At 62.2% G+C, this 25,544-nt stretch carries 28 protein-coding genes and 1 pseudogene; 17 read left to right on the forward strand and 12 right to left on the reverse strand.

Features of this window, described 5'->3' with window-relative positions; genetic code table 11:
- Positions 1 to 196: 196 nt before the first annotated feature.
- Both X744_RS157505 and X744_RS1000000175105 read right to left on the reverse strand, forming a co-directional pair.
- Positions 197 to 739, reverse strand: a complete 543-nt coding sequence (locus X744_RS157505; RefSeq protein WP_023759126.1) for an invasion associated locus B family protein — start codon at positions 737 to 739, stop codon at positions 197 to 199.
- A 27-nt stretch (positions 740 to 766) separates the two neighbouring features.
- Positions 767 to 1,216, reverse strand: coding sequence for a hypothetical protein (locus X744_RS1000000175105; RefSeq protein WP_245266591.1), 450 nt, complete (start codon positions 1,214 to 1,216; stop codon positions 767 to 769).
- Here X744_RS1000000175105 and coxB point away from each other — a divergent pair.
- The 13 genes and pseudogenes from coxB (at position 1,134) to X744_RS157445 (ending at position 11,010) form a co-directional block, all read left to right on the forward strand.
- On the forward strand, positions 1,134 to 1,967 hold the full coding sequence (gene coxB, locus X744_RS157500; protein ID WP_348626158.1) for a cytochrome c oxidase subunit II: 834 nt from the start codon (positions 1,134 to 1,136) through the stop codon (positions 1,965 to 1,967). The genes X744_RS1000000175105 and coxB overlap by 83 nt on opposite strands.
- Positions 1,968 to 2,004: 37 nt before the next feature.
- Positions 2,005 to 3,657, forward strand: a complete 1,653-nt coding sequence (gene ctaD / locus X744_RS157495; protein WP_023759128.1) for a cytochrome c oxidase subunit I — start codon at positions 2,005 to 2,007, stop codon at positions 3,655 to 3,657.
- Positions 3,658 to 3,735: 78 nt separating this feature from the next.
- Positions 3,736 to 4,680, forward strand: coding sequence for a heme o synthase (locus tag X744_RS157490; protein ID WP_023759129.1), 945 nt, complete (start codon positions 3,736 to 3,738; stop codon positions 4,678 to 4,680).
- A 2-nt stretch (positions 4,681 to 4,682) separates the two neighbouring features.
- A complete protein-coding gene (locus tag X744_RS157485) occupies positions 4,683 to 4,844 on the forward strand; it encodes a hypothetical protein (RefSeq protein WP_084025388.1) in 162 nt (53 codons plus the stop codon).
- The gene (locus X744_RS157480; RefSeq protein ID WP_023759131.1) at positions 4,844 to 5,476 is read left to right on the forward strand and encodes a cytochrome c oxidase assembly protein; all 633 of its coding nucleotides are present in this window, start codon (positions 4,844 to 4,846) and stop codon (positions 5,474 to 5,476) included. The genes X744_RS157485 and X744_RS157480 overlap by 1 nt, the downstream gene beginning before the upstream one ends.
- Before the next feature lies 1 nt (position 5,477).
- Positions 5,478 to 6,359, forward strand: a complete 882-nt coding sequence (locus tag X744_RS157475; RefSeq protein ID WP_023759132.1) for a cytochrome c oxidase subunit 3 — start codon at positions 5,478 to 5,480, stop codon at positions 6,357 to 6,359.
- Between the two features lie 145 nt (positions 6,360 to 6,504).
- Positions 6,505 to 6,615, forward strand: a pseudogene (locus tag X744_RS1000000176225) (L,D-transpeptidase family protein); the annotation flags it as partial.
- A 21-nt stretch (positions 6,616 to 6,636) separates the two neighbouring features.
- Positions 6,637 to 7,023: a DUF983 domain-containing protein gene (locus tag X744_RS157470; RefSeq protein WP_023759134.1), complete on the forward strand. Its 387-nt coding sequence runs from the start codon at positions 6,637 to 6,639 to the stop codon at positions 7,021 to 7,023.
- Positions 7,020 to 7,775: an SURF1 family protein gene (locus X744_RS157465; protein ID WP_023759135.1), complete on the forward strand. Its 756-nt coding sequence runs from the start codon at positions 7,020 to 7,022 to the stop codon at positions 7,773 to 7,775. The genes X744_RS157470 and X744_RS157465 overlap by 4 nt, the downstream gene beginning before the upstream one ends.
- A gap of 88 nt (positions 7,776 to 7,863) precedes the next feature.
- On the forward strand, positions 7,864 to 8,874 hold the full coding sequence (ispH, locus tag X744_RS157460; RefSeq protein ID WP_023759136.1) for a 4-hydroxy-3-methylbut-2-enyl diphosphate reductase: 1,011 nt from the start codon (positions 7,864 to 7,866) through the stop codon (positions 8,872 to 8,874).
- A 5-nt stretch (positions 8,875 to 8,879) separates the two neighbouring features.
- Complete coding sequence (locus tag X744_RS157455; RefSeq protein WP_023759137.1) at positions 8,880 to 9,842, forward strand: homoserine kinase; 963 nt, start codon at positions 8,880 to 8,882, stop codon at positions 9,840 to 9,842.
- A gap of 11 nt (positions 9,843 to 9,853) precedes the next feature.
- A complete protein-coding gene (gene rnhA / locus X744_RS157450) occupies positions 9,854 to 10,384 on the forward strand; it encodes a ribonuclease HI (RefSeq protein ID WP_023759138.1) in 531 nt (176 codons plus the stop codon).
- Positions 10,385 to 10,425: 41 nt separating this feature from the next.
- The gene (locus tag X744_RS157445) at positions 10,426 to 11,010 is read left to right on the forward strand and encodes a histidine phosphatase family protein (protein ID WP_023759139.1); all 585 of its coding nucleotides are present in this window, start codon (positions 10,426 to 10,428) and stop codon (positions 11,008 to 11,010) included.
- 4 nt (positions 11,011 to 11,014) lie between these two features.
- Here the strand turns inward: X744_RS157445 and X744_RS157440 are convergent, their stop codons facing one another.
- From X744_RS157440 to X744_RS157430, 3 genes are all read right to left on the reverse strand, one after another.
- A complete protein-coding gene (locus X744_RS157440) occupies positions 11,015 to 11,491 on the reverse strand; it encodes a DUF2938 domain-containing protein (RefSeq protein WP_023759140.1) in 477 nt (158 codons plus the stop codon).
- An 81-nt stretch (positions 11,492 to 11,572) separates the two neighbouring features.
- Positions 11,573 to 12,049: a peroxiredoxin gene (locus X744_RS157435; RefSeq protein WP_023759141.1), complete on the reverse strand. Its 477-nt coding sequence runs from the start codon at positions 12,047 to 12,049 to the stop codon at positions 11,573 to 11,575.
- Positions 12,050 to 12,134: 85 nt separating this feature from the next.
- Positions 12,135 to 12,941 (reverse strand): protein-disulfide reductase DsbD domain-containing protein, encoded by an 807-nt coding sequence (locus X744_RS157430; RefSeq protein WP_023759142.1) that lies wholly within the window; start codon positions 12,939 to 12,941, stop codon positions 12,135 to 12,137.
- A 169-nt stretch (positions 12,942 to 13,110) separates the two neighbouring features.
- Between X744_RS157430 and X744_RS157425 the strand changes: the two genes are divergently transcribed.
- Entirely contained in the window at positions 13,111 to 13,719 is a 609-nt protein-coding gene (locus tag X744_RS157425; protein WP_023759143.1) for a YqgE/AlgH family protein, read from the forward strand.
- A gap of 5 nt (positions 13,720 to 13,724) precedes the next feature.
- Here the strand turns inward: X744_RS157425 and X744_RS157420 are convergent, their stop codons facing one another.
- The 4 genes from X744_RS157420 to thrC are packed head-to-tail and all read right to left on the reverse strand — an operon-like array spanning position 13,725 to position 19,935.
- Complete coding sequence (locus X744_RS157420) at positions 13,725 to 16,562, reverse strand: EAL domain-containing protein (RefSeq protein ID WP_245266595.1); 2,838 nt, start codon at positions 16,560 to 16,562, stop codon at positions 13,725 to 13,727.
- A 56-nt stretch (positions 16,563 to 16,618) separates the two neighbouring features.
- Complete coding sequence (locus X744_RS157415; protein WP_023759145.1) at positions 16,619 to 17,215, reverse strand: GNAT family protein; 597 nt, start codon at positions 17,213 to 17,215, stop codon at positions 16,619 to 16,621.
- Positions 17,216 to 17,230: 15 nt separating this feature from the next.
- Entirely contained in the window at positions 17,231 to 18,523 is a 1,293-nt protein-coding gene (locus X744_RS157410) for a pitrilysin family protein (RefSeq protein ID WP_023759146.1), read from the reverse strand.
- A gap of 14 nt (positions 18,524 to 18,537) precedes the next feature.
- Positions 18,538 to 19,935 carry a threonine synthase gene (gene thrC / locus X744_RS157405; protein ID WP_023759147.1) on the reverse strand — a complete coding sequence of 466 codons (1,398 nt, stop codon included), beginning with the start codon at positions 19,933 to 19,935 and terminating at the stop codon, positions 18,538 to 18,540.
- 128 nt (positions 19,936 to 20,063) lie between these two features.
- On the opposite strand from thrC, the gene X744_RS157400 reads away from it, so the two are divergent.
- Positions 20,064 to 20,792, forward strand: coding sequence for a hypothetical protein (locus tag X744_RS157400; RefSeq protein WP_023759148.1), 729 nt, complete (start codon positions 20,064 to 20,066; stop codon positions 20,790 to 20,792).
- Between the two features lie 42 nt (positions 20,793 to 20,834).
- Here the strand turns inward: X744_RS157400 and X744_RS157395 are convergent, their stop codons facing one another.
- The gene (locus X744_RS157395) at positions 20,835 to 21,524 is read right to left on the reverse strand and encodes an HAD family hydrolase (protein WP_023759149.1); all 690 of its coding nucleotides are present in this window, start codon (positions 21,522 to 21,524) and stop codon (positions 20,835 to 20,837) included.
- A 163-nt stretch (positions 21,525 to 21,687) separates the two neighbouring features.
- Here X744_RS157395 and X744_RS157390 point away from each other — a divergent pair, with 163 nt between their 5' ends.
- Positions 21,688 to 22,821: a site-specific DNA-methyltransferase gene (locus X744_RS157390; protein ID WP_023759150.1), complete on the forward strand. Its 1,134-nt coding sequence runs from the start codon at positions 21,688 to 21,690 to the stop codon at positions 22,819 to 22,821.
- Positions 22,822 to 22,874: 53 nt separating this feature from the next.
- Here the strand turns inward: X744_RS157390 and X744_RS157385 are convergent, their stop codons facing one another.
- Both X744_RS157385 and mutY read right to left on the reverse strand, forming a co-directional pair.
- Positions 22,875 to 23,486: an HAD family phosphatase gene (locus X744_RS157385; protein WP_023759151.1), complete on the reverse strand. Its 612-nt coding sequence runs from the start codon at positions 23,484 to 23,486 to the stop codon at positions 22,875 to 22,877.
- The gene (gene mutY / locus X744_RS157380; protein WP_032907394.1) at positions 23,479 to 24,732 is read right to left on the reverse strand and encodes an A/G-specific adenine glycosylase; all 1,254 of its coding nucleotides are present in this window, start codon (positions 24,730 to 24,732) and stop codon (positions 23,479 to 23,481) included. Before mutY ends, X744_RS157385 begins: the two co-directional genes overlap by 8 nt.
- Between mutY and X744_RS157375 the strand changes: the two genes are divergently transcribed.
- Entirely contained in the window at positions 24,731 to 25,231 is a 501-nt protein-coding gene (locus X744_RS157375) for a DUF721 domain-containing protein (RefSeq protein ID WP_023759153.1), read from the forward strand. The two genes, mutY and X744_RS157375, sit on opposite strands and share 2 nt — an antisense overlap.
- The last annotated feature ends 313 nt before the right edge of the window (positions 25,232 to 25,544 follow it).

Genomic DNA, 25,544 nt, shown 5'->3' on the forward strand with positions numbered 1-25,544 from the left:
GCGCGTCCGTTCACAGGAGGAATGGGTCTTTGCCCCGATGTAGGCGCGAAGGCGCGTCGAGACAATCGTCCCGTCGCATTGCGAAGACAAATGCGCTCGCCGACAGGTCGGTCGACGTCACTTTTGGTGGATGAAGTCCTTGAGGTCGCTGGCCATCGAATTCCAGTTAGAAAGGTTTCCAGCAAGCACCAGCCTGTCAGGGCAGGGCGGCAAAACCGTCGGCGAACCCCTTGAGATCGACCGGGATGCCGATGCCTTCTTCCGGAGTCTGGAAAACGATGAAGGTGGCCGACGTGCCGGTCTTCAGCGTGTCGAGCAGCGGCTTTTCGAGAATGACCTCGGCATAGCAGCCGTCCTGGAAGCAGCGTACGAAATAGGCGCGGCCGATATCCTTGCCGTCGACATTGAGGCCGAGCCCGTTGGGCAAGAGTACGCCGAGCGGCGCCAGCACGCGCAGGATCTCCGCCTTGTTATCGGCGGTGCGCAGCACGACGACCGACAGCCCCATCTCCGGACGATCCTCGGCGACGACGTTCTGCATCATCACGCATTGTTCCGAGGTCGCGCCGGCCGGGGTGTCGCAGATGATCGACCACGCGCCATGCGTCGAGCGCACCGTGCCGCTCGGTTGCGCGGCGTTGGCCGTGCCGGACAAGCCGATACCAGACAGGGCGGCGAGAAAGATGACCTTCGCCCAGTTTCTCGAAAACCGAGAGTTTCTCGAAAGCCAAGGGATCATGACGGCTCCATTGCGAATCACGGCACTTTAAGCCGCGCCAAAGCCAAGTAAAGGATGAGACCGCAACCGGTCTGCCCCCAAAAAGCCAATGCGGCGCTTTTCCCTGCCAATTTCGCCCGAATTGCGACGTCCGGCACGAGCGGCCCGCAGGAATGCGAGGCGCATCCGGTCTTGCGCGCAAAAATGCCGCACGGTTTCGCCCGCTCCTTTCTTGCAGAGGGAAAAAGAGTATGGTTTGAACCAGCTTGAGACTGTCGGGATTCCCGTCCCGGCATTGTTCGTTATTCTCGTGGATACCGCCGCGAGGAACTGGGAGACGATGAGGGCGATGAGAAATTTCCTGGCAAGCGCCAAGTTTCTAGCAAGTGCCAAGCTTCTAAGTGCTTGTGCCGCTATCACGTTTTTCGCCGGCAGATCCGCCCATGCCGACCAGCCAAAGAACTGGGAGACAACCTTCCAGGCGCCGGCGACCGACATGATGCGGCAGATCGAGTGGTTCGGAAACTACACGATGTGGTTCATCGTCCCGATCACCATCCTGGTGCTTCTTCTCCTCGCATATTGCATCGTGAGATTCCGTGCGAGCGCGAACCCGGTTCCGTCCAAGACCAGCCACAACACGCTGATCGAGGTGATCTGGACTGTCGGCCCGGTTGTCATCCTGCTTTGCCTCGCCATTCCCTCGTTCCAGCTGCTGACCGCGCAATATACGCCGCCGGAAGAAGCAAAGCTGACCGTCAAGGCGACCGGCAACCAGTGGAACTGGGATTACGAGTACCAGACCGAGAACACGCTCTCCTTCAACTCCGCCATCCTGCAGGACGGTGATCGCGCTGCCGCCGGCAAGGAGGACCGCAAGGAATATCCGCGCCTACTGGCCGTTGACAACGAGATGGTGGTGCCGGTCAACACCATGACCCGCGTGCTTGTCACCGCGACCGACGTCATCCACTCCTTCGCCATGCCGTCGTTCGGCATCAAGATCGACGCCATTCCGGGCCGCACCAACGAGACCTGGTTCAAGGCGGAGAAGGAAGGCCTCTACTACGGTCAGTGCTCGCAGCTCTGCGGCAAGGACCATGCGTTCATGCCGATTGCCATCCGCGTCGTCTCGGATGCGCAGTTCAAGACCTGGTTGGCGGCAGCCAAGACCGATCTGCCCGGCGCCAACAAGACGCTGATGGCCGAGGTCGACGGCCGAAACAAGGTAGCAGCCGCCGGCAACTGATGCCGCGGCCAGAAAAGATCAGGGAACGGAGCGGAACATGGCAGACGCTGCAGCTCACGACGGGCACGATCACAAGCCTTATCACGGCTGGGTGCGCTGGGTTTATTCGACCAACCACAAGGACATCGGTACGCTCTACCTGATCTTCGCGATCATGGCCGGCATCATCGGCGGTGCCTTGTCTGTCGCCATCCGCATGGAGTTGCAGGAGCCGGGCATCCAGATCTTCAGCGGCCTGGCGCAGATGGTCTACGGCATGAACGGTGACGCCGCGATCGACGGCGGCAAGAGCATGTACAATGCCTTCGCCACCGCGCACGCACTGATCATGATCTTCTTCATGGTCATGCCGGCGCTGATCGGCGGTTTTGCCAACTGGATGGTGCCGATCATGATCGGCGCGCCAGACATGGCGTTCCCGCGCATGAACAATATCTCCTTCTGGCTGCTGCCGCCGGCTTTCATCCTGCTGCTCACCTCGATGTTCGTGCCGAGTGCGCCGGGTGCCTTCGGCGTCGGTGGCGGCTGGACGCTCTATCCGCCGCTGTCGACCTCGGGTCAGCCCGGACCCGCCATGGATCTGGCGATCCTGTCGATCCACATCGCCGGTGCGTCGTCGATCCTTGGCGCAATCAATTTCATCACCACCATCTTCAACATGCGCGCGCCTGGCATGACGCTGCACAAGATGCCGCTGTTTGCCTGGTCGGTGCTGATCACCGCCTTCCTGCTGCTGCTCTCGTTGCCGGTTCTGGCCGGCGGCATCACCATGCTGCTCACCGACCGCAATTTCGGCACGACCTTCTTTGCTCCCGATGGCGGCGGCGACCCAATTCTGTTCCAGCACCTTTTCTGGTTCTTCGGTCACCCGGAAGTCTACATCCTGATCCTGCCGGGCTTCGGCATCATAAGCCACGTCATCTCGACCTTTTCGAAGAAGCCGGTGTTCGGTTATCTCGGCATGGCCTACGCCATGGTGGCGATCGGCGCCGTCGGCTTCATCGTCTGGGCGCACCACATGTACACGACCGGCCTGTCGCTCGACACGCAGCGTTATTTCGTCTTCGCCACCATGGTCATCGCGGTGCCGACGGGCGTGAAGATCTTCTCCTGGATCGCGACGATGTGGGGTGGGTCGATCTCGTTCAAGACGCCGATGCTGTGGGCGCTGGGCTTCATCTTCCTGTTCACCATCGGTGGCGTTACCGGCGTCCAACTGGCCAATGCCGGCCTCGACCGCTCGCTGCATGACACCTATTTCGTCATTGCCCACTTCCACTATGTGCTGTCGCTCGGCGCGGTGTTCGCCATCTTCGCCGGTTGGTACTACTGGTTCCCGAAGATGACCGGCTACATGTACTCGCCGGTGATCGCCAACACCCACTTCTGGGTCACCTTCGTCGGCGTCAACCTGATCTTCTTCCCGCAGCATTTCCTCGGCCTCGCCGGCATGCCGCGCCGCACCATCGACTATCCGGACGCGTTTGCCGGCTGGAACTACGTATCGTCCATCGGCTCCTATATATCGGCCGTCGGCGTCCTGATCTTCCTCTATTGCGTGTTCGAAGCTTTCCAGAAGAAGCGGATCGCCGGCGCCAATCCGTGGGGCGAGGGTGCAACGACTCTCGAATGGCAGCTGCCTTCGCCGCCGCCTTTTCACCAGTGGGAACAGCTGCCGAAGATCAAGTAAGGCGGCTGCCCCGCTCGAATACAAAACCGCCGGTCCGCCGGCGGTTTTGCCCAACGGAATAATGGACTTAAAGTACGCATGGCCCTTGTCGACGACCCATTGATTGACGAAGCGGGCTTTCGCATGTCGGAAGCAACAGCGGGCGATTTCTTCGCCCTGCTGAAGCCGCGCGTCATGTCGCTGGTGGTGTTCACCGCCTTTGTCGGCATGGTCGCGGCGCCCGTGACCGTCAATCCGCTGCTGGCTGTGATCGCCATCCTGTCGATTGCCATTGGTGCTGGCGCCTCCGGGGCGCTGAATATGTGGTATGACGCCGACATCGATGCGGTGATGACCAGAACCGCCAGCCGTCCAGTTCCGTCCGGTCGCATCCAGGCGCATGAAGCGCTGAGCTTCGGTCTGGTGCTTTCGGTGCTGTCGGTGATGACACTCGGCGTGCTGGTTAACTGGCTTGCAGCGACGCTGCTGGCCTTCACCATTTTCTTCTACGCCGTCGTCTACACGATGTGGCTGAAGCGCTGGACGCCGCAGAACATCGTCATTGGCGGGGCTGCTGGCGCCATCCCGCCGGTGATCGGCTGGGCCGCGGTGACCGGGACGGTCAGCCTGGAAAGCCTGATCCTGTTTCTGATCATCTTCCTGTGGACGCCGCCGCATTTCTGGGCGCTGGCGCTGTTCAAGTCAGAGGACTACGCCAAGGCCGGTATCCCGATGATGCCCAACGTCGCCGGACACGCTTCGACCCGCCGCCAGATCTTCGCTTACGCGCTGGTTCTGGCCCCCGTCGGTGTGCTGCCCTGGCTGCTTGGCTACACCACGCCGTTCTACGGTGTCGCCGCCACGTTGCTCGGGTTGGGATTTGTCTGGTACGCGTGGAAAGTGCTTGGCATGCCCGACAGCGACCGCATCATGAAACCGGCCAAGGCCCTGTTCGCATATTCGCTGCTTTATCTCTTTGCCATCTTCGCTGCCTATCTGGCCGACAGCGTTGTCGAACGCGCGCTTGCCATGGGCGGAGCATGACCATGATCGAAGAAAAGCTCGAGCTGGTCACGTTGACCGAGCGGCAGAGGAAAGCCAGACGCAACCGTTCGGTAGCAATCGGTGTGGCGCTGGCCGTCCTGGTCGTCATTTTCTACATCGCGACGATCGTGAAGTTCGGCCACAATCTGTCGGGCACGATGTGATGAGCGTCGAGACGTCCAAAAGACCGGCTGGGAAGAACGGCAACCTCGTTGTCGCGGCCGTCTGCCTTGCCTTCTTCACCGGCATGATCGGCATGGCCTATGCCGCGGTGCCGCTCTACAAGATGTTCTGCCAAGCGACGGGCTATGGCGGCACGACGCAGCGCGCAGAAAAGCAGTATGCCGGCCGCGTGCTCGACCGGGAGATCACCGTCCGTTTCGATGCCAACATCGCCGGCGTGCCGTGGGACTTCCAGCCGGTCCAGCGCGCGATGACGATGAAGATCGGCGAGACGGTGCAGGCGCACTACAAGGCAACCAACAAGTTCGATCGCTCCGTGACTGGCCGCGCCACCTTCAATGTGCAGCCGGAACTGGCAGGCCCCTACTTCAACAAGGTCGAGTGCTTCTGCTTCACCGACACGACGTTGAAGCCCGGCGAGACCCTGGACATGCCGGTCCTGTTCTACGTGGATCCTGACATCGTCAACGTGCCGGAACTGAAGGACGTAAAGACGATCACTCTGTCCTATACGATGTTTCCGGTCGAGAAGAACAAGCCGGTTGCGTCGTCGGAGCCGATTCAAGGCAAGAGCAAAACAATTTCGAATACCGAAGCAAATCTCGGGGGTTGATATGGCAGACGCGCACGCAAAACCACAGCATGACTATCATCTCGTCGACCCGAGCCCGTGGCCCTTCCTGGGATCGGTAGGAGCGCTCGTCACCGCCTTTGGCGGCGTCTGCCTGATGCAATATCTGAAGGGCGGCAGCTTCCCGATTTTCGGCCTCAACATCGCCAATCCGTGGCTGTTCTTCATCGGCATCGTGATCGTCCTCTACACCATGTTCGCCTGGTGGTCGGACACGATCAAGGAAGCGCACGAGGGCCATCACACGCGTGTCGTGTCGCTCCATCTGCGCTACGGCATGATCATGTTCATCGCCTCGGAGGTGATGTTCTTCGTTGCCTGGTTCTGGGCCTATTTCGACGCCAGCCTTTTCGCCGGCGAGGTGCAGAATTACGCGCGCCATACTTTCACCGGTGGCGTCTGGCCGCCGAAGGGAATGGAGGTTCTCGATCCCTTCCATTTGCCGCTCTACAACACCGTCATCCTGCTCCTGTCAGGCACTACGGTTACCTGGGCGCACCACTCGCTCATTCACGGCGATCGCAAGGGACTGATCAACGGTCTGGTGCTGACTGTCGGGCTCGGCATGCTGTTCACCATGGTGCAGGCGTATGAGTACATGCACGCTCCATTCGCCTTCAAGGATTCCATCTACGGCGCCACCTTCTTCATGGCGACCGGCTTCCACGGCTTCCATGTCATCATCGGCACCATCTTCTTGGCGGTCTGCCTGATCCGGGCGATAAAGGGTGATTTCACGCCCAAGCAGCATTTCGGCTTCGAGGCCGCAGCCTGGTATTGGCATTTCGTCGACGTGGTCTGGCTGTTCCTGTTCGCATCGATCTACGTCTGGGGATCGGTCGGCGCGGTGGTCGAAGCCCACTGATTCCCGATTGAGGGTTCGATTTCAAGAAGGCGGCCGCGGCGACGTGGCCGCCTCTTCTTTTCGGCGCAATGATCGCCGATCGATGGACCATGCGGCCGACAATTCCCTGTGCCATTTGCGCATTCGTGATCATGATGTTGCCGAGCTGCTTCAATTGGTCGACTGGACCGACGGCTGCATTGCGGTTACGGATTCCGACATGAATGAAATCTGGGCAATGGTGGCCGATAGGACACCGATCGAGATCGAGCGGTAAGCAATGAGCGACGACGCTTCCATGGGCGAAGATAGGGCGATCTGGCCCCCGATCGACCCGATTTCGGCCGGCCTGCATGGCCGCTGTCCACGCTGCGGCGAAGGGCGGCTCTTCTCCGGTTTCCTCACCGTCGGCAAGCGCTGCGTCAATTGCGGCCTCGACTATTCCTACGCCGATGCCGGCGATGGGCCGGCGGTCTTCGTCATCCTGATCATCGGTTTCATCATTGTCGGGCTGGCGCTCTGGGTTGAAGTCACGCTGAGCCCGCCGCTCTGGCTGCATCTGCTGGTCTGGATTCCGCTGGCGGTCGTGCTGTGCCTGACGGCGCTGCGGCTGATCAAAGGCGTGCTGCTCACGCTGCAATACCGCAACAAGGCGGCCGAGGGCCGGCTGGATCGCGGCGAATGAGCGAGGCGTTCGTCAAAGCCAGCGGCCGCTCGCGGCCGGGATCGGCATTGCTGCTTGGCCTTGGCCTGGTGCTGTTGCTGATCTTGCTGGCGCTCGGCACCTGGCAGGTCCAGCGCCTGCACTGGAAGGAAGATCTTCTCCAGACCATCGACCAACGCACCCATTCAGAACCGCGGCCGCTGGCCGAAATCGAGAAAGAATTCGCCGCCACCGGCGACGTCGACTACACGCCGATCACCGTCACCGGCACGTTCCTGCATCAAGGCGAACGGCATTTCTACGCAACCTGGGACGGCGAAGCCGGCTTCAACGTCTATACGCCGCTTGCCCTGGACGATGGCCGCTTTGTCCTGATCAATCGCGGTTTCGTGCCCTACGATCTGAAGGATGCCGCCAAGCGCGCCAAGGGACAGGTGACGGGCAGGGTGACGATCACGGGACTTGCCCGCAACCCGCTGCCGGCAAAGCCGTCGATGATGCTTCCCGACAATGATGCGGCGAAGAACATCTTCTACTGGAAGGATCGTGACGCGATGGCGGCGAGCGCCGGGCTGCCGGCGGGCGCCGCGCTGGTGCCGATCTTCATCGACGCCGACAAGACGCCTAATCCAGGCGGCTTGCCGGTGGGCGGCGTCACCATCATCGACCTGCCGAACAGCCATCTGCAATATGCGATGACCTGGTATGGCCTTGCCGCGGCGCTCGCTGCCGTGCTCATCCTGCGGCTTCGCCGTCCCGCGAAAGAGGAATGAACGCCACCGACGCCCGCCTCTCTACCGATGCCCTTGACAGGGCAGGGGTAGGCACCTCATTTCGGCTCTGATCAACCGGCCCGGATTCATGCTTCAGACAACGACCAAACCACCCCTGACGATCCGGCTCTGCCAGCCGCGCGGCTTTTGCGCCGGCGTCGACCGTGCCATCCAGATCGTCGTACTGGCGCTGAAGAAGTATGGCGCGCCGGTCTATGTCCGCCATGAGATCGTGCACAACCGTTACGTCGTCGAGGGTCTGCAAAGCCTTGGCGCGGTCTTCATCGAGGAACTCTCCGAAATCCCGGCCGAACACCGGCAATCGCCGGTCGTGTTCTCGGCGCATGGCGTGCCGAAGTCGGTGCCGGCCGATGCCCAGGCGCGCAATCTGTTCTATCTGGATGCCACCTGTCCGCTGGTGTCGAAGGTTCACAAGCAGGCGATGCGCCATCAGCGGCTCGGCCGCCATGTGCTCCTGATCGGCCATGCCGGACATCCCGAGGTGATCGGCACCATGGGCCAGTTGCCCGACGGGGCGGTGACGCTGATCGAGACCGAAGCCGACGCCGCAAAGCTCGCGCCCGCCGACCCGCAGGCGCTCGGTTTCGTCACCCAGACCACGCTGTCGGTCGAGGACACCGCCGGCATCATCCGGGCCTTGCAGGATCGCTTTCCAGCCCTGCAGGCTCCGGCGGCGGAATCGATCTGCTATGCCACCACCAACCGCCAGGAAGCGGTCAAGGAGACCGCTGCCGGCGCCGATCTCTATTTGATCGTCGGCGCACCCAATTCCTCCAATTCGCGGCGCCTTGTCGAAGTGGCGGAACGTGCCGGCGCCTCGATGTCGCTTCTCGTGCAGCGCGCCGCCGAGATTCCGTGGAATGACATCGCCAACATTTCGACGCTCGGCCTGTCGGCTGGCGCGTCGGCGCCCGAAATCATCGTCGACGAGATCATCGACGCGTTCCGGCAACGCTTCGATGTCACGATCGACCTGGCCATCACGGCCACGGAGACAGAGGATTTTCCGGTCATGCGGGTGCTGCGCGATGTCGAACTGACGCGGGCCGACATGGCCTTCGTCAATGGAGCCGCGTAAGGCAGATGGCGGTCTACACCGACGTTGCGGAAGGCGAACTCGGCGCGTTCCTGAAGCACTATCCGGTCGGCGATCTCCTGTCCTACAAAGGTATCGCCGAAGGTACCGAAAACTCCAACTTCCTCCTGCACACCTCCAGCGGCTCCTACATCCTGACGCTTTACGAAAAGCGGGTCGAGAAGGCGGACCTGCCGTTTTTCCTCGGCCTGATGGGCCATCTCGCAAAAAAAGGCGTGTCTTGCCCGCTGCCGGTGACCGCGGATGACGGCAGCGTCATCGGCACGCTCGCAGGCCGGCCGGCGGTTATCATCACCTTCCTCGAAGGGCTTTCGCTGCGGCGGCCGACATCGGCGCATTGCGCCGAGGTCGGCAAGGCGTTGGCGCAGTTGCATCTGGCCGGCGCCGATTTTTCGATGACGCGTCCGAATGCGCTGGCCATCGACGGCTGGCGCAAGCTCTGGAACGCGGCGCGCGATCGCGCCGACGAGGTCGAGCCGGGCCTTGCGGCCGAGGTCGATGCCGACTTCGCCGATTTCGAGCGCAACTGGCCGAAAGACCTGCCGCAAGGCATCATCCATGCCGATCTTTTCCCGGACAACGTCTTCTTCCTCGGCGAAAAGCTCTCCGGTCTGATCGATTTCTATTTCGCTTGCGACGACCTCTACGCCTACGATGTCGCTACCTGCCTCAATGCCTGGTGCTTCGAGAAGGATTTTTCCTTCAACCTTACCAAGGGCAAGGCGTTGCTTGCCGGCTATCAGAGCGTGCGTCCCCTAAGCGACCAGGAGAAGGCGGCGCTGCCGATGCTGGCGCGGGGTTCGGCGCTGCGCTTCATGCTGACCCGGCTGTACGACTGGCTAACCGTGCCCGATGGTGGGCTGGTGATGAAACGCGACCCGACCGAGTATATCCGCAGGATGCGGTTCCATCGGGCGATCAGATCTCCTTCGGAATATGGATTGGCCTAATATGGGGTATCATGAGCAAGCAGGTTGAGATCTTCACCGACGGCGCCTGTTCGGGCAATCCCGGTCCCGGCGGCTGGGGCGCGATCCTGCGCTTCAACGGCACCACCAAGGAGCTGTCCGGCGGCGAAGCCGAGACGACCAACAACCGCATGGAACTTCTCGCCGCCATCTCGGCGCTGAACGCGCTGAAGGAACCTTGCGCGGTCGAGCTTCACACCGACAGCAAATATGTCATGGACGGCATCTCCAAGTGGATCCACGGCTGGAAAAAGAACGGCTGGAAGACCGCCGACAAGAAGCCTGTGAAGAACGGTGAACTCTGGCAGGCGCTCGATGAAGCCAACCGGCGCCATAAAGTCACCTGGAACTGGGTCAAGGGCCATGCCGGCCATACCGAGAACGAGCGCGCCGACGAACTCGCGCGCGAAGGCATGGCGCCGTTCAAGAAGGGTCCATTCAAGCCTGCTGTGGCCTCAAAGCCAGCTGTGCAGACAAAACAGCCGGCAGTCGCAAGGGTGCGGCGCTCAACCCAGAGCTATTGAATTCCGGGAGCCGGACGGATCTCAGGCAGGGAATTTCTATCGTGCCGATCCTCTACTACGTCACGCATCCCCAGGTTCAGGTCGATGCCAATGTTCCAGTGCCGGAATGGGGGCTATCCGACATAGGACGGGCGAGAGCGTTTGCAATGCTCGATCAGCCCTGGGTCGGGTCGATCCGGCGTATCGTGTCGTCGGCTGAACGCAAGGCGATGGAAACCGCCGAGATCCTCGCAGCGCATCTGCGTCTTGCCATCGAGGTGAGGGAACGGATGCACGAGAACGATCGCTCGGCAACGGGCTTTCTGCCGCCGCCGGAGTTCGAAGCGGTCGCGGACCAGTTCTTTGCCAATCCACACAAAAGCATTCGCGGATGGGAAAGAGCCATCGATGCCCAGCAGCGTATAGTGAGCGAGGTTGACACCGTGCTCCGCACCAACGACGCCGACGACATTGCCTTCGTCGGGCATGGAGGCGTGGGAACACTGCTGTTGCTGTCCCTCAGTGGTCGCGAGATCAGCCGCGAAGCGGATCAGCCAGCCGGTGGCGGCAACTGTTTTGCTTACGATATCGGCGTTCGCGATGTTATCCATGGATGGCGGCCGATCGACAGGCTGGCGCAGCTGTAGACGTTCAGCGGATCAGCAGCGCCGTGCCGTACAGCCCGAGCGCGAACACCGTGTGCGACACCAGGTTGAGCGCCCGGATCAGCATCGGATTGGGTCGCTTCGATGCGGCCCAGCCGGCGCCCATGCCGGGCGCCAGCAGGAACCAGCCGGCGCCGACGGTGACGATGCCGAGGATGAAGGCCGGCAGGAAGGTCGGCGCGGCAAGCCAGCCTGCTCCGGCCAGCACCACCAGGATGACGCCGTAGACGATGCCGACAAAATAATGAAAGGCCCAGCCCAGCGCTTTTTCATGCGCGTAGGGCGCTGCACCGCCGATATCGTCGTGAAAGATCTTGTCGCGCAGATGCCAGACCCAGCGACCGACCGGCCCCCAGTTCGGTCGTGGTTGGCCGAACGCCTTGTGCAGGAACATGGCCCACAGGTCCATCGCCACGGTGGCGCCGATGCCGATCGCGATAGCGCGCCAGAAGATGTCAAACATCGCTAAGGTCCCCCCAAAGGCAAGCCCTGGACTACAGGCTCGATCGTGATTGCGGCCCCACGCCCGACGCCTCGCTGAAGTTCAGAGCTGCCCCAGAATATGAGCCGCGCCGGACTCGTCGACACCGGGCTTGGTCTCGACATTGAGTGCGGTGACCTTGCCGTCGTCGATGATCATTGAGAAGCGCCTCGAGCGCAGCCCCATATCGTTGCTGATGTAGTCGAGGCCGACTGCCTTGGCGAAATCGCCACTGCCGTCGGCGAGGAACAGGATTTTGCCCTCACCGCCAGTGAAGTGCGCCCAGGCACCCATGACGTGGACGTCGTTGACCGAAACGACGGCGATTGTGTCGACGCCGCGCACCAGGATGGCGTCATGGTTCTCGAGATAGCCGGGCAAATGGTTGTTGCTGCAGGTCGGCGTGAAGGCGCCGGGAACCCCAAACAGCACGACCTTCTTGCCGGAGAAGATCTCGGCCCCGGTGATCGACTTCGCGCCATCGGCGGTCATCGTCTTGAAGGTCACGTCGGGCAGCTTGTCGCCAACGGAAATGGTCATGAATTCCTCGCTTGGGAAAATCGGGAAGGACGGGTCTTTGCGTAGCGAACTCAACGGCGTCCCGCAACCGTTTGGAGACGCTGGATCAAGGGAAAGGCAGAAGCCCTTCGACCGCACCCACCGAACTCGTCAGCGTGTAGTGAAGCCCACCATCCGTGGGCGTCGCCGACGGGCGATCGAGGATCGGCACTGTGAAAATCAGCTTGCCGTCCTTTTCGCTTCGGGCAGGGGCGCCGAACATGTAATCACGTTCGCCGGCAACGAAGAAATCCGCCGCATCCGGATCGCCGGGAAGACTCGCCTCGACAATCAGCGTTTCGTGGTCGCCCGGCAGGACCTTGATGCCGAAATCGGACCTTGCGGGCGCCGGCAATCCCGAAAAACTTGCCTTCACCAGCGCCGCGTCCTCGGCATTGTCCGGGTCGGAGGCAGGATCAACGATCAGCCGCGTCTGCACCGGTATGCAGATCGTTTCGCAAATACCGAGAAAGATGTCGGCATCGATCACCGCCGGCTGGTTCGGCGTGGCCAGTGTGAATGTCACCGGCAGGGAAACCGGACGGTTGTAGCCTGCCCATTTGCCATAGCCGTCGTCGTGGCGTTGGGGAGCAGGAAACGACAGAGCGGCGTCGGTGATGTTGGTGCTGGCTGAGATGTCGAGCTGCGGCGGCACGCCCGCGTCTCCCGGATCGCGCCAGTAGGTTTTCCAGCCGGGCTTGAGCGCTATGTCGAGAACGCCCTGGATGCGGCCGGCGTCGTCGGGTTGGCCTGATGTCACCAGCCTGACCTTGCCGCCTTCGCTGTTGTACCAGGCCGATGAAGAGGCGACGGCGGGAAGTGCGGTTGCCAATCCGATGGCGGCGCCGAGCAGCAGGGTTTTCAAGCTTCGCATGGCGGTGATTTGATCGTCCGTTCGTGGCCGCGCAATGATTTCATGGTGTTGCCAGTATCATATTTGCGTGACCTCGAGGGGAGAATGCTCGGCCCCGCCGCATGGGCTTTGGTCGAATCCCGCACAGTGCATCTTTTCGGCGCTTTGGAAACGCGTTACGCTGCCTTTCATGGACTTGTTGCGCCACAAGAAGACGGTCGCGAGCCGCGGCTTTCTCGACGATCAGTTCCTGATTGCCATGCCCGGCATGAAGGACGACCGTTTCACGCGCTCGGTCGTCTATATCTGCGCGCACTCAGATGAAGGCGCCATGGGGCTGATCATCAACCAGACGCAGCAAATGTTATTTCCGGATCTGCTCGTGCAACTGGGCATCATGAACGAACACGAGGCGATCCGCCTGCCGGCGCAAGCCCGTGACTTCGTCGTTCGCAATGGCGGGCCCGTGGATCGCAGTCGGGGCTTTGTCCTGCATTCGGGCGACTACCGGGTGGAATCCTCGCTGACCGTTTCGGACGACATCTGCCTGACTGCGACCGTTGACATATTGCGCGCCATATCGTCCGGGCGCGGTCCTCGTCACGCACTGATGGCGCTCGGCTATTCCGGCTGGGGCGCCGGCCAGCTGGAGACCGAGATCGCCGAGAATGGCTGGCTGACTTGCCCGGCCAATGCCGAGCTTCTGTTCGACACCGACATCGAGCGCAAATACGACCGGATTCTCGCTGCGATCGGCATCGATCTCGCCCATCTCAGCCTCGCCGCCGGACACGCCTGAGCTTCTCACGCTTGCGTCAGCGGATACTGCTCCTTCAGCGTCTTCAGCACCTGGTCGCCTGGCATTGGCGCGCCGAACATGAAGCTCTGCACGTATTCGCAGCCCATCTGGCGCAATTCCAGCGCATCGCTGTCGTCCGAAATGCCCTCGGCGACGACAGACAGGCCGAGTTCATGCGCCATGTTGACCATCGATTTGAGCAGCACCGCGCGCTTGGGTGTCTTGTCGTCGACGAAGCTCTTGTCGATCTTGATGGTGTCGAAAGGGAAACGCGTCAGATAGGCCAATGAGGAATAGCCGGTACCGAAATCGTCCAGCGACAGGCCGATGCCGAGCTGCTTCAGCTTGGTCAGCACATGGGCGGTCTGCTCGGGATTGTCCATCACCAGCGATTCGGTGAGCTCGAGCCGGAAGCAGCGCGGCTTCAGGTTTGCGCGGGCGATCACCGAGCGGACGTCGCTGACCAGGTCGCGGCGGATCAACTGGCGGCTGGACAGGTTGACCGAGACCGACAGCGGCGCGTCGCCGATCTGCTTTTGCCAGCTGGCGAGGTCTTCCGCCGCCTGCTGCATGGCGAACAGGCCGAGTTGCACGATCAACCCGCAGCTCTCGGCGACCGGGATGAAATCCGCCGGTGGGATCATGCCGCGGCGCGGATGGTCCCAGCGCAGCAGGGCTTCGAAGCCGGCGACGCTGCCATCCTCCAGCCGCACGATCGGCTGGTAGGCGAGCGTGAACTCGCGCCGCTCGATGGCGCGGCGCAGGTCGGATTCGAATTGCAGCCGATCGGTGCCGACGGTGCGGAAGGCTGGCCGGAACGGCTCGATCCTGTCGCCGCCGAAGCGCTTGGCCTGATGCATGGCCAACTCGGCATCCTTGACCATGTCCTCGGCCGACATTTGCGGCGAGTTCCAGGTGATCAGTCCGATCGAGGCCGTCAGCACGATCTCGCGTTTGGCGAAGGTGATCGGATTGTTGATGGCATGCTTGATGGCGTCCGCGACTGCGGCGATGCGGGCGGGATCCTGTTCGGAAAGCAGCATCAGCGCGAACTGGTCGCCGGCAAAGCGCGACAGCGAATCCTTCGGCTTCAAGAGCCGGTGGAGGCGGCGCGCTATGGTCAAAAGGATGGTGTCGCCGGCAGAAATGCCGAGCCCGTCATTGACCTGCTTGAAACGGTCGATGTCGATGACGAACACGGTCGGGCGCACCTTCTCTTCAGTGCGGGCGATCGAGATGATGGCTTCCAGCCGGTTCATCAGCAATTCGCGGTTCGGCAGGCCGGTCAGATTGTCGTGCACCGCATCGTGGAGCAGCCTTTCCTCGGATTTCTTCTGCTCGGTGACGTCGACCATGGTGCCGACGCAGCGGATGACTTCGCCGTCCGACCCGATCACCGGACGCGCGCGGAGCGAGAACCAATGATAATGGCCGTCGGCGCCGCGCAGTCGGAAGTTCTGTGACACCCGGCCACGCCGGTGTTCGAGCACCACGTCGAGCGTCGTGCGGAACGTGTCGCGGTCGTCGGCATGCAGCACCGGCAGCCAGTTGCGTGCGGCACCACCGAGGCTGTTGGGCGCCAGGCCGAGTTGGATGCTGACATCGGGCTTGGTGACGACGCGGTCGCGCAGCACGTCCCAGTCCCAAACCGTGTCACCCGATCCGGCCACCGCCAGCGCCTGCCGTTCGAGGTCGGAGAACAGGCCCTGATGCAGCGCGCCGCCGGCAAAGGCATGCTGCATGACGGTGAAGCCGATCAACAGGATGATCAGGATCAGCCCGCCGCCCAAGGCCGGCTGGGCGATATCGTTGTCGAGCATGCCGGTGATCGCCATCCACGATCCGCACAGCCACAACAGCACCATGACCCAACTGGGCACCAGCATGATGGCGCGGTCGTAGCCGCGTATGCCGAGGAAGATGATCAGGCCGAGCCCGGTCAGCGCGGTGGCGGCGAAGGACAGCCTGGCGATGCCGGCGGCGACCGCCGGGTCGACGATGGCGACGCCGGCGATCAGCACAAGTCCGAGGATCCAGACCAATGCACCGTAGCTGAAATGGCCGTGCCATCGGTTGAGGTTGAGGTAGGCGAACAGGAACACCACGAAAGTTCCCGCCAGCGCCACTTCCGTTCCGGCGCGCCACATCTGCTCGTTGCCGGGCGATATCTCGATGATCTTGTTGAGGAAGCCGAAATCGACGCAGATATAGGCCAGCACGGCCCAGGCAAGTGCCGCGGTCGCTGGGAACATCGAGGTTCCCTTGACCACGAACAGGATGGTCAGGAACAGCGCCAGCAGGCCTGCAATGCCGATGACGATGCCGCGAAACAGCGTGTAGGAATTGACCGAGTCCTTGTAGGATTCCGGATCCCAGAGATAGACCTGAGGCAGCTTCGGCGAGGCCAGTTCGGCGATGAAGGTAATGACCGTGCCGGGGTTCAGCGTCACCCGGAACACGTCGGCGTCGGGGCTGGTCTGGCGGTCGAGCGCGAAGCCTTCGCTGGGCGTGATGGCGGCGATGCGGGTCGAGCCGAGATCCGGCCAGAAGATGCCTGAATTCACCAGTCGGAAATGCGGTGCGACGATCAGCCTGTCGAGCTGCTGGTCGGTGGTGTTGGCCAGCGCGAACACCGCCCAGTCGCCGGTCGAACGCGCGTCATTGGCCTCGACCTCGATGCGCCTCACGATGCCGTCCGGACCCGGAGCGGTCGACACCTGGAAATTCTCGCCCTGGTTCCGATAGATCTCGACGGCACCGGAAAGGTCGAGCGCGACGTCGTCGCGGGCAATCTTGATCGGCTCGACTGCGAAGGCAGAGTTCGCCGCGCACAGCGTCAGCATTGTCGCGATGACAAAGGCGAACAGCAGCCCGTTTCGCAGGAAATTCGTCAAAAAAATCAGTCCTTCGTTCCAACGCACGGCGGATCGTCTGCGATCCGGGCATAGAGGTAGTGGTCCTGCCAGATGCCGTTGATCCTGAGATAGGATCGCAGAAGTCCTTCGCGCCGGAATCCGGCTTTTTCAAGCACGCGGATCGACCTGATATTGTCGGGAATACAGGCCGCTTCGATCCGGTGCAACCTCAGCGTATCGAAGGCGAAGCGGGTCACCACCTTGACTGCGTCGGTCATCAGACCGCGGCCGCCAAAGCGTTCGCCGATCCAGTAGCCGACATGGCCGCTTTGCGAGACGCCATGGCGTATGTTGCCGAGCGTGATGCCGCCCGCCAGTTTGCCGCTGCTGCCTTCGAAGATGAAGAAGGCGATGGCCGTCCCCTGCGCATAGTCTTCGCGGTAGCGGCTGATGCGAAGCCGCCACGCATTGCGGTCGAGTTCGTCGGGAGTCCAGCGCGGCTCCCAAGGTTCCAGGAAGGCGCGGCTTTCACCGCGCACCGCCGCCCACTCGCGGTAATCATTGGTGAATGGCACGCGCAGTGTGACGCGGTCGCCTTTCAGCGCCGGTAGGTCACGGCGGAAGAAAGGGAGCGCGAACATGGCGCTTTGAGGGGCTTAGACGGCGAGCTTGCGGGCCGTGGTCTGCGTGCCTGCGAGCGATTCGAGGATCGCCTCGTATGGCGCCAGTGTGCCCACGGGCCCGACAGCGGTAAGCGTCGGCTTGGTCGAGAACAATCGCGACGACAGATCGGTCAGCCGCTCGATCGTCAGCGCCGCCAGCCGTTCCATCAATTCCTCCTTGGCGATCGGCCGGCCGAACAGAAGCAGTTGCCGTGCGATCTGCGAAGCCCGGCTGGCCGGGCTTTCGGCGGACATGATCAGCCCGGCGCGATATTGCGCACGCGCACGGTCGAGTTCTTCCTGCAGGATGTTCTCGCCGGCCTTCTGCAGTTCGTCGATGATGACAGGGACCAGTTCGGCGATATCGCTCTGGCCGGTGGCGGCATGGACGCCGAAGACGCCTGTGTCGGAAAAGCCCCAATGGAAGGCATAGACCGAATAGCACAGGCCGCGTTTTTCGCGGACCTCCTGGAACAGGCGCGACGACATGCCGCCGCCGAGGATCATCGACAGCACCTGCGAGGCATAGAAGTCGCGCACATGATAGGCGCGGCCTTCGAACCCAAGCACGATCTGCGCGTCCATCAGGTCGCGGTCCTCGCGGAAATCGCCGCCGATATATTGCGCATATTGCGGGATGGTGCTGTCGGCCTTGCTGCGGAAGCCGCCGAGCTGCTTTTCGACCTCGCGCACGAAATTGTCGTGCTTGATGTCGCCGGCAGCGACAATCACCATGCGCTCGGCGCCATATTGCCTTTCGATGAAATCGTGCAACTGCCTTGAGGTGAAGGATTTGACGGTTTCCGGCGTGCCCAGGATCGAGCGTCCGATCGTCTGGTGGCGAAACGCCGTCTCCGTGAAACGGTCGAAGACGATGTCGTCGGGCGTGTCGTGCGCGGCCCCGATCTCCTGCAGGATCACATGCTGCTCGCGTTCGAGTTCCTGTGGGTCGAACTCGGACTCCTGCAGGATGTCGGCAAGAATGTCGACGGCCAGCGGCACATCGTCGGAGAGCACCCTGGCATAGTAGGAGGTGGTTTCGACGCTGGTGGCGGCGTTGATCTCACCGCCGACGTCCTCGATCTCCGAGGCTATTTCGAAGGCGCTTCGCCTATTGGTACCCTTGAACGCCATGTGCTCGAGCAGATGGGCCATGCCATGCTCGTTGTCACGTTCATTGCGAGCACCCGACTTGACCCAGGCTCCAAGGGCAACCGATTCGATACTTTGAAGGGTTTCGGTGGCGACTGTCAGGCCGTTCGACAGACGGCTTACCTCAACACCCATATGGCTACTACTCCCTAACGCGCCGCCCGCGCGCGGCGGCCGACGTAATCTTCCACCATTTTCAGGTCGGATGGAAGTACCGTGTATTTTTCCTCGGATGTCATCAACCCCCCTAGCCATGCGGGCAGTGCGGGCGACACGCCGCTGGCGGCTTCGACGGCGGCCGGAAACTTTGCCGGGTGGGCGGTGCCCAGTACCACCATCGGCACGGCGCCTGACGCCTTGCCCGCCGCGACATGCACGGCTGCCGCGGTGTGCGGATCGAGCAGGTAGTTGCTGGCCGCGAGCGTCGAGCGGATGGTGGCGGCGACCTCATCCATATCGGCCCGGTCTGCATCGAATTCGGAGCGCATCCCGACGATTTGCTGGGGCTCGATGGTGAAAGCGCCGGACTGCTTCAGACTGTCCATGTAGCGCCGCACCGTCGCGGCGTTGCGACCAGAGGCCTCGAACAGCAAGCGTTCGAAATTGGACGACACCTGGATGTCCATCGACGGAGACGTGGTCGCAAAGACGCCTTTGGTGCGGTATTCGCCGGTCGCGAAGGTCCGCGCCAGGATGTCGTTGTCGTTGGTGGCGATGACCAGCCGTTCGATCGGCAAGCCCATCTTCTTGGCTGCGTAGCCGGCGAAGATATCGCCGAAATTGCCGGTCGGCACCGTGAAGGAGACCGGCCTGTCCGGGGCGCCGAGCGACAGCGCCGAGGAAAAATAATAGACGATCTGGGCCATGATACGGGCCCAGTTGATCGAATTGACGCCGGAAAGCGCAACCCGGTCGCGAAAGCTATGATCGTTGAACATATCCTTGAGCAGGCCCTGGCAATCGTCGAAATTACCTTCGATCGCCAGCGCGTGGACGTTCTCAGCCGTCGATGTCGTCATCTGCCGCTGCTGCACCGGCGAGACGCGGCCGTGCGGGAAAAGGATGAAGATGTCGGTGCGGCTGCGCCCGGCAAACGCATCGATTGCCGCCCCACCGGTATCGCCCGAGGTGGCACCGACGATGGTGGCGTGCTGATCGCGTTCGGTAAGCACGTGGTCCATCAGCCGGGCCAGAAGCTGCATCGCCACGTCCTTGAAGGCAAGCGTCGGCCCGTGGAAGAGCTCCAGGATGAAGGTGTTGGGGCCGGTTTGCACCAGCGGGCAGACGGCCTCGTGGCGGAAGGTGGCGTAGGCTTCGCGCACCAGCCGTTCGAAGACCGATGCCGGGATCTCGTCGCCGAGAAACGGCGACAGCACGCGGATGGCAAGATCGGGATAGGCAAGGCCGCGCATGGCTCGGATCTCGGCCGCGGAAAACCGCGGCCACTCGCGCGGCACATAGAGCCCGCCGTCGCGCGCCAGGCCAGCCAGCACGGCGTCGGAAAATCCAAGAACGGGGGCTTCGCCTCGGGTACTCACATATTGCATATCACAAATCCGTTACTGCTTGGCTTTTCCGTCCACTGCAAGGTGGTTAATTTCTGCGCTGGCTCAGTCGCATTTTTGCCGCGCGGTTGATATACGTCACCAGCTTTGCGAGAGGGAAGTGCAGTTTCATGGTGTTTCGTACATTTAGTGGTCGCTTTTTGGCGGGTCTTGCGCTCACCGGCTTTATGCTTGCCGCCGCCGGCTGCCAATCGGGCGACAATGGCATTCTGAACCTCGGCTTTGGCAAGAAGGACCCGACGGCGCCACCGCCGCCGCAGGATCCCAAAATACTGGCCAGCCAGTTGCAAGCCTATTGTCCCAGAGTGACGGTGCGTGACGGCACGGCCTTCTTCAACACCTATTCCAAGGACGTCCAGAAGCCCAGGCCCAAGCTCAAGAAGACGGGCGACGCCGCGCAGGATGCCGCCGCCCAGGCCGCGGCCGACGCCGCCGCTGCTGCTCCGCCCGACGAGTCTGCGAACATCGTCTACCAGGCATCGGTCAGCGACGTGACGCGCGACTGCAGCCGTGCCAACGGCCAGCTGACGATGAAGATCGCGGTCGCGGGCAAGATTGTGCCGGGGCCGAAGTTCTCGCCCGGCAACATCACCATGCCAATTCGCATCGCCGTGATGCACGGTGCCGAGGTCCTCTACTCGCAAATCCACCAATATCAGGTCCAGGTCACCGATCCCTCGGTCGCCACCCAGTTCGTCTTCACCGATTCCAATGTTGTCGTGCCCGAGCCGACGGCGCAGGACTATCAAGTCTTTGCCGGCTATGATGAAAACGCGCCGAAGGCGACGACGGACAAGCCTAAGAAGACCCGCAGGAAGAAAGCTGCCGCGACGAACTAAGTCTCGGCATTTGGATGAAGCGTGCGTCGCGGCGCACGCTTTTCAGGCATCCGCCGACCACTCCGACAGCGCTGCGATCACGCTTTTCAGCTCTGCCCAGCGCCGTATCACCGTCTCGGCGCCGGCTTCGGTCAGCGCGTCGGCATGGCCGGGATAGCTGTGGGCGGCGCCGGTGAAGCCGATCACCCGCATGCCGGCCGTCCTGGCGCCATGGACGCCGTGCACGGAATCCTCGATGACGAACGTGTTCGCCGGGTTTGCGTTGAGTTTCTCCGCCGCAAACAGGAACACGTCTGGGGCAGGCTTGGTTTTTCCGGTCGGTGTTTCCATCGCGGAAAAAATGCGGTCCTTGAAGAAGGGCATCAGGTGAACCTTCTCCAGCATGAATTCGATGCGCTCGGAGCGCGAATTCGAGCAGACGCAGTGCGGCGCGGTGACCGCGGCGACTGCCTCGCGCGCGCCATCGATGGCACGTACGTTGCTGCGCAATTTGCGGTCGACCAATTCTTCGGCGCGGTCGATCAACGATACCTGGAACGGGATGCTGGACTTCTCCTCGACCCGTATCATGATGTCCTTGAACGTCAGACCAGCGTAGGTCTCGGCGAGTTCTTCCGCAGAGATTTCGTACCCGGCTAAGGTCAGCAGCTCCGCCTCGACGCGGGCGGCAATGATTTCGGAATCGACGAGCACGCCGTCGCAATCGAAGATGACAAGGTCTGGCTGGGGCATGGTGATCCGGACAATGGGAGGATGAAGGGCCTCGGGAGGTGAGGCGGCGCGGCATACACCAACAGGGCCACCTTCGCAAACTCGGCAGTCTTCACCGAATATTTACGCTGATCGGTAACCATAACAGAGAGTAAAACAGTAACGCGTGCCCCTGGGTGTCAGAATGTCTGCCGTGCGTCTTCTCGACGAGCTATCCCACGCTCCCCTGCAATCCGAATGGCTGGACACGATCCTCAAGGGCGACTGCGTCGCCGCGCTCGACCGGCTGCCCGAAAAGTCGATCGACGTCATCTTCGCCGATCCGCCATACAATCTGCAGCTCGACGGCGATCTGCACCGGCCTGATCAGTCGAAGGTCGATGCGGTCGATGACGACTGGGACCAGTTCGAAAGCTTCGAGGCCTATGACGCTTTCACCCGTGCCTGGCTCCTGGCGGCGCGGCGGGTGCTGAAGCCCAACGGCACCATCTGGGTCATCGGCTCCTATCACAACATCTTCCGGGTCGGAGCCAAGATGCAGGATCTCGGCTTCTGGATCCTCAACGACGTGGTCTGGCGCAAGACCAACCCGATGCCGAATTTCCGCGGCCGCCGCTTCCAGAACGCCCATGAGACGATGATCTGGGCCTCGCGCGACCAGAAGGGCAAGGGCTATACCTTCAACTACGAAGCGATGAAGGCGTCCAACGACGACATCCAGATGCGCTCCGACTGGCTGTTTCCGATCTGCACCGGCGGCGAGCGGCTGAAGAACGACAATGGCGACAAGCTGCACCCGACGCAGAAGCCGGAAGCGCTGCTCGCCCGCATCATGATGGCGTCGACCAAACCGGGCGACATAGTTCTCGATCCTTTCTTCGGTTCCGGCACCACCGGCGCGGTCGCCAAGCGCCTCGGTCGCCATTTCGTCGGCATCGAGCGCGAACAGGCCTATATCGACGCCGCCAACGAGCGCATCGACGCGGTGCGGCCGCTGGATGGCGCGGATCTCACGGTGCTTACCGGCAAGCGCGCCGAGCCGCGCGTCGCCTTCGTCAGCCTCATCGACACCGGGCTGATGATGCCGGGCGCGACGCTCTACGACGCCAAGAAGCGCTGGGCGGCCAAGGTGCGCGCCGACGGCACGGTGGCGATCGGCGACAGCGCCGGCTCGATCCACAAGATCGGCGCCGAGGTGCAAGGGCTGGATGCCTGCAACGGCTGGACCTTCTGGCACTATGAGCGCAGCGGCGGCCTGACCCCCATCGACGAGCTTCGCCGCATCGCACGGCTTGGCATGGAGCGGGCAGGGGCCTGATCTCCTGCCAATTGCTACGAAAGTAGCAACGCAACGGATCGCTGCGGTTCAAATCACGCCTTGATTCCAAGGCGTTGAAGGTCTGCTTGAAGCGTCTTCGCATCGGTGAACAGCACCGACTGCCAGCCTGCCGCCTTGGCGCCGTCGACATTCTTCTGGCTGTCGTCGATGAACAGCGTGGCCGATGGCTCCAGCCCGAATGCGGCGACGTGATGGTCGTAAATGCCGCGATCCGGCTTGATCATGCCGATCTCGCCCGAGATGGTGACGCCGCGCGGCCGCTCGAGAAAATCGAAGCGCTCGCGGGCCTCGGCCAGCGTGTCGCTGGCGAAGTTGGTCAGCATGGTCACGTCGTGGCCGCTCTCGATCAGGCCGACCATGATGGCGACGCTGTCTTCGTAGGCATGCGGCACCATTTCGTGCCAGTGGCGGCGGAAACCGCGGATGTTTTCCGCTTGATCGGGATGGTCCGCTATCAGCAGCGCCTCGGCCTCTTCCCAGGTCCGGCCGCGATCCTGCTCGATGTTCCAGTCATGCGTGCAGACATTGTCGAAAAACCACTTTCTCTCCTCGGCATCCGGAATGAGGCGGCTGAACGGAATGTTGGGATCGTAGTGGATCAGCACTCTGCCGATGTCGAAAACGATGTGGCGTATTTCAGTCATGGGGCCTCTTTGCACTGTGTGGCGACGGCTTTTTCGTCGCGCCGGGTATCGCAGCCTCGATTGCCTTTTTCATGACAGTCGGCAACGCCTCGCCGGAAATCTCGTGGGCGAGCGACCAGAAATGCCCTTCCGGCGCATCACCTTTGATGTGGGCGTGAAAGACTTCGAGTTCGAGAGCGAAATGGGTGAAGACATGGGCAATCTGGCCGGCACGCCGCCAGTCGGCAGGGAAAGGCGCGGCCGCTTCCGTGGTGCCTCCATCGATCCGCGCGGTCCAGCCTGTCGTCGGCACCTCGGTCATGCCGCCAAGCAAACCCTTCTCCGCCCGTTTGCGCAGCATAATGGCGCCGTCGCCCCGTACGGCGACGAAGGCGGCGCCGCGTCGCAGCGGCTTGTCGGCCTTTGGCAGGCGCACCGGGAAGTGCTCGGGATCGCCTGAAACGACCGCGCTGCAGTCTTCGCGCAGCGGGCACAGCATGCAGCGCGGCCGGCGCGGGGTGCAGATGGTGGCGCCGAGATCCATCATCGCCTGGGCGAAGTCGCCCGGCCTTGTCCCTGGCATCATGCGTTGGACATGGGCGCGGATCTCAGGCTTCGCCTCGCCCAGCGGCGTCGTGATCGAAAACAGCCGGGAGATGACGCGTTCGACATTGCCGTCGACGACGGCGGCGGGGCGGCCGAAGGCGATCGCCATGATGGCCGCCGACGTATAGGCGCCGATGCCGGGCAGTTCTCTCAATCCCGTTTCCGTGTCGGGAAACCGGCCGCCACGCAGGGCCACCAGATCGGCGCAGGCCTTGAGATTGCGGGCACGGGAGTAGTAGCCGAGCCCGGCCCAGGCTTTCATCACGTCCTCGGTCGGCGCCGAGGCCAGCGCCTCGACATCAGGCCATTTCTCGACGAAAACCCGGAAATAGGCCTTCACCGCCTCGACCGTGGTCTGCTGCAGCATGACTTCGGACAGCCAGACGCGGTAGGGATCAGGCCTTACGCCCCGCGCATGCTCGCGTGGCGTTATCCGCCACGGCAGTTCGCGGTGGTGCACATCGTACCAGCCGAGCAAGCGGGATGCGATATCGTCACGAACTCTAGATGTGGCTTTGCCACTATCTCCAGATGCAGCTTCTCCGGATGCAGCGTTGCTGCTATCTCGGGAGGCGGTCTTGCGGGTCTGGTCTGCTGGTGCCATTGATCGGGAATTGGCCTTGGCCGATACTGATGAACGTCGTGGCTGGAGAACGTACATGGCAGGGAGAACGCCCTACGGCAATCCCGTCCCGATCAGCGATCTCGCGACCAAGATCCTCGATCCGGTGCTGCGCAAGCGGGCCGGCATTTCGATCGGCCTCGTCCAGTCATGGGAAGAGATCGCCGGCCCACGTCTGGCCAGCCACTCGCGCCCTGAAAAAATCCAGTGGCCGCGCCGCATGCATGAGGACGATCCGTTCGAGCCGGCGGTGCTGGTCATCGCCTGCGAAGGCATGGCGGCACTTCACCTGCAGCACGAGACCGGCGAGATCATCAACCGGGTCAACGCCTTCCTCGGTTTCACTGCCATCAGCCGCATCAGAATTCTGCAGAAGCCGGTGACAGCCGACAAGGCAAGGCGCAGACCGGCCCTCAGGCCGCTGACGGCAGCCGAGAAGACGAAACTGTCGGGGACTGTCGGCCTTGTCGACAATGACGGACTGCGCGCATCGCTGGAAAAACTTGGCGCGACCATTATCGGGGAGAGGAAGTCATAAGCCTCTTGAAGAAAGTCATGGATTTGTCGTCAATATCTCGCTTTCGTGATCGCCTTTGTCAGGTTAGGCGATTGGATTGGGGATGGAGATGCCTTAATTCGCGCCAACTCTCGCCTTTTCGTGTCTTTGCATTGCAAAATCCAACCCTTGTCAGGTGATTCGTATGAACCGTCCCCCGTTTGGCCAAACTCTGTCTCGCAGAAACGTTCTGTCTTCGCTTGCGGCCATTCCGGCGGTTGCCCTGCTCGCCGCCTGCAGCGACTCCAGCGAGGAGGCCAAGGCCGCGGATGTGAAGCCAGCGGCCCCGGCCGCC

This window comes from Mesorhizobium sp. LNHC252B00, from assembly GCF_000502955.1.
GTDB lineage: Bacteria > Pseudomonadota > Alphaproteobacteria > Rhizobiales > Rhizobiaceae > Mesorhizobium.